This is a genomic window from Pseudomonas sp. TSRC2-2 (assembly GCF_049897785.1).
In the GTDB taxonomy this organism is placed as follows: domain Bacteria; phylum Pseudomonadota; class Gammaproteobacteria; order Pseudomonadales; family Pseudomonadaceae; genus Aquipseudomonas.
This window is the reverse complement of the sequence record NZ_JAFCWZ010000012.1, coordinates 43478-57384: the sequence shown is the minus strand read 5'-3', so window position 1 is coordinate 57384 and position 13907 is coordinate 43478. Positions and strand designations below refer to the sequence as shown.

13 protein-coding genes are annotated in these 13907 nt (G+C 59.9%); 6 read left to right on the top strand and 7 right to left on the bottom strand.

Features of this window, described 5'->3' with window-relative positions:
• Position 1: 1 nt before the first annotated feature.
• From ACP7D9_RS22885 to gloB, 5 genes are all read right to left on the bottom strand, one after another.
• Entirely contained in the window at positions 2–1075 is a 1074-nt protein-coding gene (locus tag ACP7D9_RS22885) for a microcin C ABC transporter permease YejB (RefSeq protein WP_426159684.1), read from the bottom strand.
• A gap of 4 nt (positions 1076–1079) precedes the next feature.
• Entirely contained in the window at positions 1080–2921 is a 1842-nt protein-coding gene (locus ACP7D9_RS22880; RefSeq protein WP_426159683.1) for an extracellular solute-binding protein, read from the bottom strand.
• Positions 2918–4750 (bottom strand): extracellular solute-binding protein, encoded by a 1833-nt coding sequence (locus tag ACP7D9_RS22875; protein ID WP_426159682.1) that lies wholly within the window; start codon positions 4748–4750, stop codon positions 2918–2920. The genes ACP7D9_RS22880 and ACP7D9_RS22875 overlap by 4 nt, the downstream gene beginning before the upstream one ends.
• Positions 4751–4924: 174 nt before the next feature.
• The gene (locus tag ACP7D9_RS22870; protein WP_101159054.1) at positions 4925–6388 is read right to left on the bottom strand and encodes a transglycosylase SLT domain-containing protein; all 1464 of its coding nucleotides are present in this window, start codon (positions 6386–6388) and stop codon (positions 4925–4927) included.
• 99 nt (positions 6389–6487) lie between these two features.
• Positions 6488–7255, bottom strand: a complete 768-nt coding sequence (gene gloB / locus ACP7D9_RS22865) for a hydroxyacylglutathione hydrolase (protein ID WP_426159681.1) — start codon at positions 7253–7255, stop codon at positions 6488–6490.
• A gap of 66 nt (positions 7256–7321) precedes the next feature.
• Here gloB and ACP7D9_RS22860 point away from each other — a divergent pair, with 66 nt between their 5' ends.
• The 4 genes from ACP7D9_RS22860 to ACP7D9_RS22845 all read left to right on the top strand — a co-directional run bounded on the left by ACP7D9_RS22860 (position 7322) and on the right by ACP7D9_RS22845 (position 10501).
• The gene (locus ACP7D9_RS22860; protein ID WP_101159053.1) at positions 7322–8080 is read left to right on the top strand and encodes a class I SAM-dependent methyltransferase; all 759 of its coding nucleotides are present in this window, start codon (positions 7322–7324) and stop codon (positions 8078–8080) included.
• Between the two features lie 91 nt (positions 8081–8171).
• Positions 8172–8642 carry a ribonuclease HI gene (rnhA, locus tag ACP7D9_RS22855; RefSeq protein ID WP_007910572.1) on the top strand — a complete coding sequence of 157 codons (471 nt, stop codon included), beginning with the start codon at positions 8172–8174 and terminating at the stop codon, positions 8640–8642.
• Between the two features lie 192 nt (positions 8643–8834).
• A complete protein-coding gene (dnaQ, locus tag ACP7D9_RS22850; protein WP_313002714.1) occupies positions 8835–9593 on the top strand; it encodes a DNA polymerase III subunit epsilon in 759 nt (252 codons plus the stop codon).
• 293 nt (positions 9594–9886) lie between these two features.
• Positions 9887–10501 (top strand): GNAT family N-acetyltransferase, encoded by a 615-nt coding sequence (locus tag ACP7D9_RS22845; RefSeq protein ID WP_101159050.1) that lies wholly within the window; start codon positions 9887–9889, stop codon positions 10499–10501.
• Here ACP7D9_RS22845 and ACP7D9_RS22840 read toward each other — a convergent pair.
• Together ACP7D9_RS22840 and ACP7D9_RS22835 are read right to left on the bottom strand one after the other, a co-directional pair.
• The gene (locus ACP7D9_RS22840) at positions 10467–11360 is read right to left on the bottom strand and encodes a LysR family transcriptional regulator (RefSeq protein WP_426159680.1); all 894 of its coding nucleotides are present in this window, start codon (positions 11358–11360) and stop codon (positions 10467–10469) included. The two genes, ACP7D9_RS22845 and ACP7D9_RS22840, sit on opposite strands and share 35 nt — an antisense overlap.
• Positions 11361–11444: 84 nt before the next feature.
• On the bottom strand, positions 11445–11681 hold the full coding sequence (locus ACP7D9_RS22835) for a hypothetical protein (RefSeq protein ID WP_101159048.1): 237 nt from the start codon (positions 11679–11681) through the stop codon (positions 11445–11447).
• Positions 11682–11864: 183 nt separating this feature from the next.
• On the opposite strand from ACP7D9_RS22835, the gene ACP7D9_RS22830 reads away from it, so the two are divergent.
• Together ACP7D9_RS22830 and ACP7D9_RS22825 are read left to right on the top strand one after the other, a co-directional pair.
• On the top strand, positions 11865–12422 hold the full coding sequence (locus ACP7D9_RS22830) for an NADPH-dependent FMN reductase (RefSeq protein WP_101159047.1): 558 nt from the start codon (positions 11865–11867) through the stop codon (positions 12420–12422).
• Positions 12423–12571: 149 nt separating this feature from the next.
• On the top strand, positions 12572–13855 hold the full coding sequence (locus tag ACP7D9_RS22825; RefSeq protein WP_426159679.1) for an arsenic transporter: 1284 nt from the start codon (positions 12572–12574) through the stop codon (positions 13853–13855).
• Positions 13856–13907: the final 52 nt, after the last annotated feature.

The window sequence follows — 13907 nt, the reverse complement described above, 5'->3', positions numbered from 1 at the left end:
CTCAATGCTCCCGGCTTGCGAAGTCGATGCGCGGATCGACAAAGGTGTAGGTGAGGTCGCCGATCAGCTTCACCACCAGCCCGAGCAGGGTGAAGATGAACAGCGTGCCGAACACCACCGGGTAATCACGGTTGATCGCCGCCTCGAAACTCATCAGGCCAAGGCCATCGAGAGAGAAGATCACTTCCACCAGCAACGAGCCGGTGAAAAAAATGCCGATGAACGCCGAAGGGAAACCGGCAATCACCAGCAGCATGGCGTTACGGAAAACGTGCCCGTAAAGCACGCGATGACGGGTCAGGCCCTTGGCCTTGGCAGTGACCACATACTGTTTGTTGATCTCATCGAGAAAGCTGTTTTTCGTCAGCAAGGTCATGGTCGCGAAGTTGCCGATCACCAATGCCGTTACCGGCAATGCCAGGTGCCAGAAATAATCGAGGATCTTGCCGCCCAGACTCAGTTCATCGAAGTTGTTCGAGGTCAGGCCACGGAGGGGGAACCAGTCCAGATAACTGCCACCGGCAAACACCACGATCAGCAGGATCGCAAACAGAAACGCCGGAATCGCGTAACCGATGATGATTGCCGAACTGGTCCACACGTCGAAGTGGCTGCCGTGCCGGGTGGCCTTGGCAATCCCCAGCGGGATCGACACCAGGTACATGATCAGCGTGCTCCACAGCCCCAGCGAAATCGATACGGGCATCTTTTCCTTGATCAGATCGATGACCTTGGCGTCGCGGAAGAAGCTGTCGCCGAAATCCAGATGCGCGTAGTTCTTGACCATGATCCACAGACGTTCCGGGGCCGATTTGTCGAACCCGTACATGTGCTCGATTTCCTTGATCAGCGCTGGGTCCAGCCCCTGCGCGCCGCGATACGACGAGCCGGCCACGGCCACTTCGGCGCCGCCGCCGGCAATCCGGCTGGTGGCGCCTTCGAAGCCTTCGAGCTTGGCGATCATCTGTTCCACCGGCCCGCCGGGCGCGGCCTGGATGATCACGAAGTTGATCAGCAGAATGCCGAACAGGGTCGGGATGATCAGCAGCAGTCGCCGAAAGATATACGCCAGCATCTGATTACTCCGTGCCCGCAGGGTCGGCTAGCAGTTGGGTTTCGACTTCTGCAGCAGGTTTGGCGTCAGGCTTGACCCACCAGGTATTGATGCCGATGTCGTACTTGGGCGAAGTTTTCGGGTGACCGATGTGGTTCCAGTAGGCCACGCGCCAGCTCTTGATGTGCCAGTTCGGCACCACGTAGTAGCCCCATTGCAGCACGCGGTCCAAGGCGCGAGCGTGGGCCACCAGGCTTTTGCGCGAGTCGGCGTTGATCAGGCTTTCCACCAGTTGATCAACGGTCGGATCCTTCAGGCCCATGCTGTTGCGGCTGCTCGGTTTGTCGGCGGCGGCGCTCATCCAGTATTCGCGCTGCTCGTTGCCAGGCGAATTGGACTGCGGAAAGCTGCCGACCATCATGTCGAAGTCCCGCGAACGCACGCGGTTGATGTACTGAGAGACGTCGACGCGGCGGATCACCAGGTCGATGCCCAGATCGCTGAGGTTGCGCTTGAACGGTAGCAGCACCCGTTCGAATTCGGTCTGCGCGAGCAAGAACTCGATCACCACCGGTTTGCCCGTGGCATCGACCATTTTGTCATCGACAATCTTCCAGCCGGCTTCTTGCAGCAGTTGATACGCCTCGCGCTGCTGGGTGCGGATCATGCCGCTGGCGTCGGTCTTCGGATTTTCAAAGGCTTCGCTGAATACCTGAGCCGGCAGTTTGCTGCGGAACGGCTCGAGAATGGTCCGCTGATCGGCATCGGGCAGGCCGGTGGCGGCCATTTCCGAGTTTTCGAGATAACTGCGGGTGCGCACGTAGGCGCCGTTGAACAGTTGCTTGTTGGTCCATTCGAAATCGAACAGCAGCCCGAGCGCCTGACGCACGCGCACGTCCTGAAACACCGGGCGGCGCAGGTTGAAGACGAAACCCTGCATGCCGGTCGGGTTGCTGTTGGCGATCAGTTCCTTGACCAAGCGGCCCTCGGTGACCGCCGGAACGTTATAAGCGCTGGCCCAGTTTTTGGCGGTCATCTCCAGCCAGTAATCGAACTGCCCGGCCTTCAGCGCTTCGAGGGCGACGGTGTTGTCGCGGTAGTAATCGGTGGTCATCGTGTCGAAGTTGTAAAAGCCACGGTTGACCGGCAAATCCTTGCCCCAGTAATCCTTGACCCGCTCGTAGCGCACCGAGCGCCCGGCCTTCACTTGGGTAACCTTGTACGGGCCGCTACCCAGCGGGATTTCCAGATTGCCTTTATTGAAGTCACGACTGGCCCACCAGTGTTTCGGCAAGACCGGCAACTGGCCGAGGATCAGCGGCAGCTCGCGGTTGTTGCTGTGCTTGAACTTGAACAGCACTTTCAGCGGGTCTTCGGCGATGGCTTCGGCGACATCGTTGTAATAGCCGCGAAACATCGGCGAGCCTTCCTTGGTCAGCGTCTCGAAGCTGAACACCACGTCTTCGGCGCGCACGGGGTGGCCGTCATGGAACAGCGCTTCGGGGCGCAGGTAGAAGCGTACCCAGCTGTTGTCGTCGGCTTTCTCGATCTTGCTGGCGACCAGGCCGTATTCGGTGAACGGCTCGTCGAGGCTGTGTTTGGTCAGGGTGTCGTAGATCTGCCCGATGTCATCGGCGGGTACGCCTTTGTTGATGAACGGGTTGAGGCTGTCAAAGCCGCCGAAACCGGCCTGACGGAACACGCCGCCCTTGGGCGCATCGGGGTTCACGTAGTCGAAATGCTTGAAATCGGCCGGGTATTTCGGCGGCTCGTTGTATAGGGTCACGGCGTGTTGCGGGGCGGCCCACGCCAGCCCGGCGAACAGCAAGCCGCTGGCCTGCACGAGCAGGATGCGAACAGGGTTCATCGATCTTTCTCCGAAGACTTCAGCCACCACGCGCTCAGGCCCAAGGTGTAAGGCGGCGTGGTGACAAAGGCCAACCGGTTGCGGTAGGCCAGACGGTGATAATTGAGGTACCAGTTGGGAACGCTGTAGTGCTGCCAGAGCAGCACGCGGTCGAGTGCCTTGCCAGCGGCGACCTGCTCGTCGCGGGTTCGCGCCGCGAGCAATTGTTCGAGCAGGTGATCGACCACCGGGTTGGCGATGCCCGCGTAATTCTTGCTGCCCTTGACGTTCACCTGGCTGGAGTGGAAGTACTGCCACTGCTCAAGGCCCGGGCTCAAGGTCTGGCCAAGTGTCATCGAGATCATGTCGAAATCGAACTGATCGAGGCGCTGTTTGTACTGGGCGCGATCGACTGTGCGCAAGTGTGCGTCGATGCCGATGCTGTTGAGATTGACGATGTACGGCTGGTAAAGACGCTCAAGATTCGGATTGACCAGCAGCAGTTCGAACCGCAGCGGTTGCCCATCGGCGTTTTGCAGACGCTGACCGTGGAGTTTCCAGCCAGCCTCGGCGAGCAGCGCCAGGGCTTTGCGCATGGTTTCTCGCGGAATGCCGCGACCGTCGGTGGTTGGCAGGGTGAACGGTTCGGTAAACAGCCTGGCCGGCAACTGTTCCTTGTACGGCTTGAGCATCAGCCATTCATGCCCGACCGGCAGGCCGCTGGCGGTGAATTCGCTGTTGGGGTAGTAACTGTTGGTGCGCTGGTAGGCATCGCTGAACAGCGTGCGATTGGTCCACTCGAAGTCGAACATCAGGCCCAGCGCTTCACGGGTCTTCACATCGGCAAACGTCGCGCGCCGGGTGTTCATGAACAGGCCCTGACTCTGGGTCGGGATCTGATGCGGGATCTGCGCCTTGATCACCTCGCCACGACGTACGGCAGGGAAGTTGTAACCGTTGACCCAGTTCTTCGCCTGATGCTCGATGTAGATGTCGAACTCACCGGCCTTGAACGCTTCGAAGGCCACATCGCTGTCGCGGTAGAACTCGACTTCCATGCGATCGAAATTGTACTTGCCGCGATTGACCGCCAGGTCTTTGCCCCAGTAATCCTTGACCCGTTCGAAGATCAACTGCCGTCCCGGCGTGACTGACGTGATACGGTACGGCCCGCTGCCCAGCGGCGGCTCGAAGGTGGTGGCTTTGAAGTCGCGGTCCTTCCAGTAATGCTGCGGCAACACTGGCAGTTCACCGAGGCGCAGGATCAGCAGCGGGTTGCCCGAGCGCTTGAGCACGAACCGGATGCGCTGCTTGCTGAGGATGTCGACTCGCAGCACTTCCTGCAGGGCCGTGCGATACAGCGGATGACCTTCCTTGAGCAGCAGGCGATAGGAGAACGCGACGTCATACGCGGTGATCGGCGCGCCATCGTGAAACCGCGCTTCAGGCCGCAGATTGAACACCACCCAGCTGCGATCCTCGCTGTATTCCACCGATTGTGCGATCAAACCGTAACTTGAGGCCGGCTCGTCGCCGGACGGCGAGTACTGCCCGGTGCCAACCATGAGCGGCTCGTTCAGTTCGTTGATGCCGTACTGGAGGAAGTTCGCTGTGGTGACCGGGCTGGTGCCCTTGAAAGTGTACGGATTGACCGTATCGAAGGTGCCGAACGCCATCACCCGCAACGTACCGCCCTTGGGCGCTTGCGGGTTGACCCAGTCGAAGTGGGTAAATCTGGCCGGGTACTTGAGCGTGCCGAACTGCGCATAACCATGACTTTCGGTAATCGTCGCGCTTGCGGTAGAGCTCAAGGCCAGGCTGATCAGGAGCAGGAGGAGGGCACGCTTCAAGTCAGATCCGATCCAGCGGCTTGGGCTTTGTGGGCCGTACAGTAACAGCTTGTCTGGACAGGAAAAAGATGCGGGTTAATGCCAGGTTAATGCAAAAAAAAGATCGCAGCCTTCGGCAGCTCCTACAGGGATCGATGTAGGTGCTGCCGAAGGCTGCGATCTTTTGATTTCAAATCAATGCGGCTGATAAACCGTGAGCATTTGCCCCGGTTTCAATGCCTTGCCCGCACCCGGGTTCCAGCGCTTGAGATGTTGCATCTCGACGTTGAAACGCTTGGCCACCACGTACAGTGTGTCGCCACGCTTGACCTTGTACTGGGTCTGCTGCTTGCTTTCGTTCTTGCCTTTGGTCTTGGTATTCGCCGCGACCACGGTGTTGACCCGGCCGGACTTGCGCGCCGGGGCACGCTTGGTGTTGTCCTGCATGACCAGAGTCTGGCCGACCTTGAGGTTCTTGCCGGTCAGCTTGTTCCAGCGCTGCAGATCCTTGACTTCGACCTTGTTGGCCTTGGCGATGGAGCCGAGGTTGTCGCCACGCTTGACCCGATAAGCACGTTTGAGCTGCGCCACTTCCGACGGATCGGCGCCTTCGAACACCGGTTTCAGCGAGCGGGGGCTGATCAGTTCGTCCGGGCGCATGGTCTGCAGACTGGCGGTGAGCAGTTGCGCCTTGGACGTTGGCACCAGCAAATGCTGCGGGCCGTCGATGGTGGTGCGCTGTTTGAAGGCCGGGTTGAGCTGGAACAGTTCGTCTTCGTCAATGTTGGCCACTGCAGCGACCTTGGACAGGTCCATGCGCTGGTTGATTTCGACGACCTGGAAGTACGGTTCATTGGCGATCGGGTTGAGGTTGACCCCGTACGCTTCCGGCGCCAGCACCACTTGCGACAGCGCCAGCAGTTTCGGCACGTACGCCTGGGTTTCCGCCGGCAGCGGCAGGTTCCAGTAGTCGGTGGGCAGGCCAAGCTTTTCGTTGCGCTCGATTGCCCGGCTGACCGTGCCTTCACCGGCATTGTAGGCCGCCAGAGCCAGCAGCCAGTCGCCGTTGAACATGTCGTGCAAACGCGTGAGGTAATCCATCGCTGCCGTGGTCGAGGCGGTGATGTCGCGACGGCCATCGTAGAAACGCGTCTGGCGCAGGTTGAAGTAACGCCCGGTAGACGGAATGAATTGCCACAGGCCCACGGCATCGGCGCGCGAATAGGCCATCGGGTTGTAGGCGCTCTCGATCACCGGCAGCAGGGCCAGCTCCAGCGGCATGTTGCGTTCTTCGAGGCGTTCGACGATGTAATGAATGTAGAGGCTGCCGCGTTCGCCGGCATTCTCCAGAAAAGAGGGGTTACTGGCGAACCACAGGCGTTGTTGCTCGATGCGCGGATTGACGCCAAGGCCTTCCTGCAGCTGGAAGCCCTGGCGCATGCGCTCCCAGATGTCCTGGGGCGCCACGGGCGTGGGCTTCTCGGTCAGCCAGATCGGCTTCTGCTTGGCTCGCGCAGCAATGTTCGGCGTGTGCGTCGCTTCAGTCTGCGGAGCATGGCTGGAACAGCCCGCCAGCGTGGCGGACACAGCCACCGCAATGGCTTGCGCCAGGCGGGTCAAAGCATCTGAGTTGACGGACTTACGTATGGATGACGACATTGGCTGGAAGTAAGTTCCGGGCAAAAATGTCGGGCGATTCTAGAAAGCGCACCCCCTGCGGTCAACCATTGAGAATTTTCGCGCCGCTCAACAGGTTAGTCAGAACGTGTCTTTCCATGTCCGCAGAGCCGCAAAAACCTCACTCGGCGCCCGGTTTTGAGCGCCTTCCCGTTCGTCCACTTTTTGTGTAACCAATGTTTCAGAAGTGCGTAAAAACGGATTGGTCAGCTTTTCCAGTGCCAGAGTCGACGGCAGGGTCATCACGCCGTTCTGCCGTTGTTGGTTGACCTTTTCCAGACGGGCGGCAACGTGCGGATTACCCGGCTCGACCGCGGCGGCAAACTTCAGATTGCTCAAGGTGTATTCGTGGGTGCAGTAGATAAGCGTATCTTCCGGCAGGGCCGCGAGACGGCTGAGCGAGTGATACATCTGTTCGGGCGTGCCTTCGAACAGCCGGCCGCAACCGGCCGCAAACAGCGTGTCGCCGCAAAACAGCAGGCCATGGTGGTAATAAGCAATGTGCCCCAACGTGTGACCGGGTAGCGCGTAGACCGCGAAGTCCCAGCCGAGCACGCTGACGCTGTCGTTGTCCTTCAAAGCTACGTCGCGCGCCGGGATGTTTTCGCTGGCCGGGCCGTAGACTTTGGCGCCGGTCGCCGCTTTCAGGCGCTCGACGCCGCCGACGTGGTCATGATGATGGTGGGTGATCAGAATATCGCTGAGCACCCACCCCGGATGGGCGTCAAGCCACGCCTGTACCGGGGCGGCGTCGCCCGGGTCGACCACCGCGCAGCGCTGGGTCTGGTGGTCCTGTAACAACCAGATGTAGTTGTCGGTGAACGCGGGCAGGGCACTGATCTGTATCATCGTCGGAATTCGCCAAGCGGAAAACATTGGCGCATCTTAGTAGTTCCTGGCGCGTTGGAGAATGACATGACCGATAAAGCGTTCGCTCAGGCCGATCCCGACTGGCTGGCATTGATCAGCGCTGCCCGCGAATGGCTGTCGGGGCCGCTCGGGCAATTTCTGCTGGATGAAGAGCGGCGCATGCTCGACGACGAGCTCGGGCGCTTCTTCGGCGGTTACCTGGTGCATTACGGCCCGTCCGCCGAAACGCCGCCGTCTGCGCCGCAGGTGCAGCGTAACGTGCGCCTCGGTGCGCCGTTGCCCGGGGTTGAGATCGTTTGCGAAGAGCAGGCCTGGCCGTTGAGCGAGCACGCCGCCGATGTAGTGGTGATGCAACACGGTCTGGATTTCTGCCTGTCTCCCCACGGTTTGCTGCGTGAAGCGGCGAGCAGCGTGCGCCCCGGCGGGCATCTGCTGATCATCGGCATCAATCCCTGGAGCACTTGGGGGCTGCGGCATTTTTTCGCCAATGATGCCTTGCGCAAGGCGCGCTGCATCTCGCCGTCGCGGGTCGCCGACTGGCTCAATCTGCTGGGCTTCGCGCTGGAGAAACGCCGCTTCGGGTGCTATCGTCCGCCGCTCGCGTCGCCCAAGTGGCAGAACCGCCTGGCCGGCTGGGAACGCAAGGCCGGTGACTGGCAATTGTCCGGCGGTGGCTTCTATCTATTGGTGGCGCGCAAGATTGTGGTGGGCCTCAGGCCGTTGCGCCAGGAGCGCCGTGAGCCGATGGGCAAGCTGATTCCGCTGCCGATGGCCAAGGTCAATCGCCGCCGCATCGAACCGTAAAACCCTCTTTTATCAGTGGCCGGGCCTGTCCCGGCCGCGGTCATTGTCGATCCGTGATTGGCAGGACAGGCATTTTTCTGGAAAGACTGGCATGAGCGAAAGCGTGGAAAGCGTCGACACCGTAGAACTGTTCACCGACGGCGCCTGCAAGGGCAACCCAGGCCCCGGCGGCTGGGGCGCGCTGCTGGTGTGCAAAGGCGTCGAAAAGGAACTGTGGGGCGGCGAAGCCAATACCACCAATAATCGTATGGAACTGCTCGGCGCGATCCGCGGCCTTGAAGCACTCAAGCGCCCCTGCGAAGTGCTGCTGGTGACCGACTCGCAATACGTGATGAAAGGCATCAACGAGTGGATGGCCAACTGGAAAAAGCGCGGCTGGAAGACTGCCGCGAAAGAACCGGTGAAAAACGCCGATCTGTGGAAAGAGCTGGACGAGCAGGTCAATCGCCACAAAGTCACCTGGAAATGGGTGCGCGGGCATATTGGCCATCACGGTAACGAGCGGGCCGACCAGTTGGCTAACCGTGGGGTGGATGAGGTTCGAGGGTACAAACAGTCCTGAATTCCTTCTGCGGTACCGAGGCGCGCCCTTCGCGAGCGAGCCCGCTCCCACATTGGATGTGTATTGTGAACACGATCCAGTGTGGGAGCGGGCTTGCTCGCGAAGGGGGCACCACGGTCCGACTGAAACACCCCGCCGAGCGTGTTAACATCCGCGCTTTTGCACGATTGACCCGTTGAGAGCTGAGCACTGATGGCCACCAGATCCGTTGTACTCGATACCGAAACCACCGGCATGCCGGTGACCGATGGTCACCGGATCATTGAAATCGGTTGTGTCGAACTGATCGGTCGGCGCCTGACGGGCCGCCACTTTCACGTTTATCTGCAACCGGATCGCGAGAGCGATGAGGGGGCGATCGGTGTGCACGGCATCACCAACGAATTCCTCGTCGGCAAGCCGCGCTTCGCTGAAGTCGCCGACGAGTTCTTCGAGTTCATCAAAGGCGCGCAGCTGATCATCCACAACGCGGCGTTCGACGTTGGTTTCATCAACAACGAATTTGCCTTGATGGGTCAGCACGATCGCGCTGACATCACCCAGCATTGCTCGATCCTCGATACCCTGATGATGGCCCGGGAACGTCACCCGGGTCAGCGCAACAGCCTCGATGCGTTGTGCAAACGTTACGGCGTCGACAACTCCGGCCGTGAATTGCACGGCGCCTTGCTCGACTCGGAAATCCTCGCCGACGTTTACCTGACCATGACTGGCGGCCAGACCAGCCTGTCGCTGGCCGGCAATGCCTCCGACGGCAATGGCACGGGCGAGGGTGCGGATAACTCAGCCACGGAAATTCGTCGTCTGCCGGTCGATCGCCAGCCAGCACGCATAATCCGTGCGACCGAAGAAGAACTGGCGGCGCATCTGGTGCGGCTGGAAATCATCGCCAAGTCGGCGGGAGCACCGGCATTGTGGACGCAGATTGCCGAGGCTGATGCGCAGGCCTGAAGATCAAAAGATCGCAGCCTTCGGCAGCTCCTACGGGTATTGCATTGCAAAGTAAGGGTCGCGGGACGCTGCGATTTTTTGCGTTTGGCGACATGAAGCCAAGTTGCCACCCTCGCCACATGCGCCGCAACCCACTACCCTGAGTGCACTGGTCAGGTGCAAACCTGCCGCCTCAGGATACTGAGCCTCATGTATAACGAGTTGAAATTTACGCTGGTGATCACCCATCGCGACATCAAGGTCGACGCCGCTGCCAGCGTCGATTGCGTCAAGGAATGAGGACTTTTCCCAGTATGCAACCGGTCATGAATCCGAAATACCCCGGGTTGTCGGTGCGCGTCGCCGACGAAGGTTTTGCGCCGTATATCTGGGGCAGCGATTTCAGTTTCGAGGTCACCGCCTACGGCGCTGCCGTGATCGGCAAACCGGTCGAGCAATGGCCGGTGACGCCGATCGTGCCGTACCGCAAGTGCTATGGCATTGATCCAGAGGAGTTCAGCGCCTTTCATAACGCGCCCGACAGCGCGATTTTCATGGCGTACCTTGACGACGAGCCGGTTGGCCATTTGGTGATCAGCACCAACTGGAACGGCTTTGCCCACATCGATGAACTGGCGGTACATGCGCCGGCCCGCCGCCACGGGGTGGCCAAGGCATTGCTTGATGTAGCGCAATTCTGGAGCCGCAAGAAAAAGCTGCCGGGCATCATGCTCGAAACCCAGAACAACAACCTTGGCGCCTGTCGGCTATATGAACGTTGCGGTTATGTGGTTGGCGGCATCGACCAGTTGCGCTATCGCGGCATTGATGCGCACACCGCCGAAGTCGCCTTGTTCTGGTATCGCCTGTTTGACAATCCGCTGGAAAAACCACTCAGTTCGACAACATCGCCTCGGCTTGTTCCGTGACGATGGCCAGCAGTGCCTGAATCGCCGCCGCTGGCGCAGCATGTTTGAAGGTCAGGGCGTAGAGGCTGATCGGCACCGCGGGGGATAGCGGGCAGACATCCAGCCCACCGGCGCGGGCGCCCAACGCGGTGAAGGGGTCGACGATGGCCAGGCCTTCACCCGCCTCGACCATACTGCGCATCATCTGATGGGTCTGCACGCGGGTCTGAATGCTCGGCGCCGGGCGCAAGGCCTGGAGTTTGTTTTCCAGTGCCGGACTCAGCGGATCCTGACCTTCGAGACCCACCATTGCCTGACCGGCGAGATCCTGTAGGGAAATGTATTTCTGTTTCGGCTGCAGCCAGCCGTGCGGCGCAAGCAATTGCAGCTTGCCTTGGGCGAGCGGCTGACAGTGGATGTCGGGGTGTTCGGGATCGTGCAGGCTCAGGCCCAGATCGCTTTCGCGCAGCAACAGGCTGCGGATGATGTCGCGAGTCGATGCGCTGAGCAGGCTGCACGGTGCATCCGGCAAGCGTCGGCGCAGGGCCGCCAGGCTCTGGGGCAACAGATGCTGGGCCAGCGGCGGGGTAGCGATGATGCGCAAGGGCGGGGCGAGGTATTGTTTCAGGCTGCTGGCCAGACGCTGCAGTGGCTCCAGCGCCTCATAGATGTGCGCGATTTCTACCTGCAAGGCGCGCGCTTCGGGTGTCGATTGCAGGCGTCCGCGGACGCTGGCAAAGAGCATGAACCCCAACTGGCTTTCGGCTTCGCGCAAACGCTCCTCGACCTCGGTCACCGGCAACTGCAGCCATTCGGCGGCGGTGCCCAGGTGACCGGTCTGCAAGAGCGCCTGAATCACTTCGATGTGGCGTAAACGCATGCGTGAAGTCCATGTTCAGCAGGTGAGGGCGGTGCTGAATCCTACCCCAACTCTGCGTACATGACTGCTGCTCATCACGCCGGGTTATTGCGCAGCGATCGGCTCAGGCTCGCGAATCAACGTAATACCCGACTGCACCAGCAGGTATTCGTTTTCGCTGACCTTATTGATGCGGTCACCAATGGCCAATTTGTAGGTGGTGACGGGCTCCGAGCCGGTGAAGCCGTCTGCAGACGGGTTCGATTCCTGGAATTCATGCACGGAATAAACGCGGCCTTCCGCATCTCTTGCATGAAACTGACCGACGAGTACTGCTGCCATCTGCTTAGAACCTCTGGAGATAAAACGCTTGATTTGCGGCTTTGTAGACCGCCACCAAGCTCGGTAAGTTTTCCTACAATCAAAAAATATTATTCGCGCAGGAAAAACCAATGATCGCTGGTGAAATCGCCAACAGATCATCTATAACTAGCGACTCTTCCCACAGACCATCGAGAGTCTTCCATGAGCAATGTCTACAACGTCGCTGTAGTGGTCGGTAGCCTGCGCAAAGCATCGATCAATCGCAAGATCGCACTGGCACTGGCTGAACTGGCCCCGGCGAACCTGAAACTGGAGATTGTCGAAATCGGCGATCTGCCTCTCTACAACGAAGACATCGATGGTGATACACCGCCCGCAGCCTACAGCACTTTCCGTCAGAAAGTGGCGTCATCCGACGCGGTGCTGTTTGTCACCCCCGAGTACAACCGCTCGATCCCCGCACCGTTGAAGAACGCCATCGACGTCGGTTCGCGGCCGTATGGCCAGAGCGCTTGGAGCGGCAAACCTGGTGCAGTGATCAGCGTATCGCCAGGCGCCATCGGTGGCTTCGGCGCTAACCAGCACCTGCGTCAGACTTTTGTTTTTCTCGATATTCACTGCCTGCAACAGCCGGAAGCCTATCTGGGCGGCGCGGGCAACGCGTTTGACGAAGCGGGCAAGCTGAGCGAAACGGTGAAACCTTTTCTGCAGAAATTCATCAATGCGTACGGCCAGTTCGTCGAGCAACACAAGAAATAACCGCGTACACAAAACAACTGTGGGAGCGGGCTTGCTCGCGAATGCGCCGTGTCAGACACCAATTCTTTGTTTGACACGGCGCATTCGCGAGCAAGCCCGCTCCCACATTTGTTGTTCATTCCATTTTTGATCTTTGAAGGCTTCTGCGAATGCTCGCTGCGTCACTGATTTTCCTGCTGACCATCACCCTCGTCATCTGGCAACCCAAGGGGCTCGGCGTCGGCTGGAGTGCTACGTTGGGCGCCGTGCTGGCGTTGATCTTCGGGGTCGTCCATCTCACGGATATCCCGCTGGTCTGGCAGATCATCTGGAACGCGACCGGCACCTTCGTCGCGCTGATCATCATCAGCCTGTTGCTCGACGAGGCTGGCTTCTTCAATTGGGCGGCGCTGCATGTGGCGCGGTGGGGGCGGGGCAGTGGACGCAAATTGTTTGCTTTCATGGTGCTGCTCGGTGCGCTGGTGTCGGCGCTGTTCGCCAACGACGGCGCGGCGCTGATTCTCACGCCCATCGTGATTTCAATGCTGCTGGCGCTGCGCTTTACCCCGGCGGCGACGCTGGCCTTTGTCATGGGCGCGGGGTTTATTGCCGACACGGCGAGCTTGCCGCTGGTGGTGTCGAACCTGGTCAACATCGTGTCCGCAGATTTCTTTCACATCGGCTTCAATCGCTACGCCGCGGTAATGGTGCCGGTCAACTTTGTCAGCGTTGCGGCAACGTTGGGCATGTTGCTGTGGTTTTTCCGGCACGACATCCCGGCTGCGTACGATCCAGAACAACTGGAAAACCCGCACACCGCAATCCACGACAAGGCGACGTTCTATGCCGGCTGGGCGGTGCTGGTGATCCTGTTGATCGGCTGCTTCGCCCTCGAACCGCTGGGCATTCCGATCAGCGCGATTTCGGCGGTGTGCGCCGCGCTGCTGCTGGGTATCGCCGCCCGTGGCCACAAGATTTCCACGCGCAAAGTGATCAAAGAAGCACCGTGGCAGATCGTGATTTTCTCGCTGGGCATGTACCTGGTGGTGTACGGCCTGCGCAACGCCGGGCTCACCAGTTATCTCGCCGGTTGGCTGGACATTTTCGCCAGTCATGGCGTGTGGGGGGCGGCGCTGGGCACGGGAGTGCTGACGGCGTTGCTGTCGTCGATCATGAACAACTTGCCGACCGTGCTGATCGGTCTGCTGTCGATTGACGCCAGTCAGGCCAGCGGGGTGATCAAGGAAGCGATGATCTACGCCAACGTGATTGGCAGCGACCTGGGGCCGAAGATCACTCCGATCGGCAGTCTGGCGACCTTGTTGTGGCTGCACGTGCTGGAGCGCAAGGGCATTCACATTGGCTGGGGCTATTACTTCAGGGTGGGGATTGTGCTGACGGTGCCGGTGTTGTTGGTGACGTTGGCGGCTTTGGCGGTGCGATTGTCTTTTTAAAAGCAAGATCAAAAGATCGCAGCCTTCGGCAGCTCCTACAGGGTGTACGCAT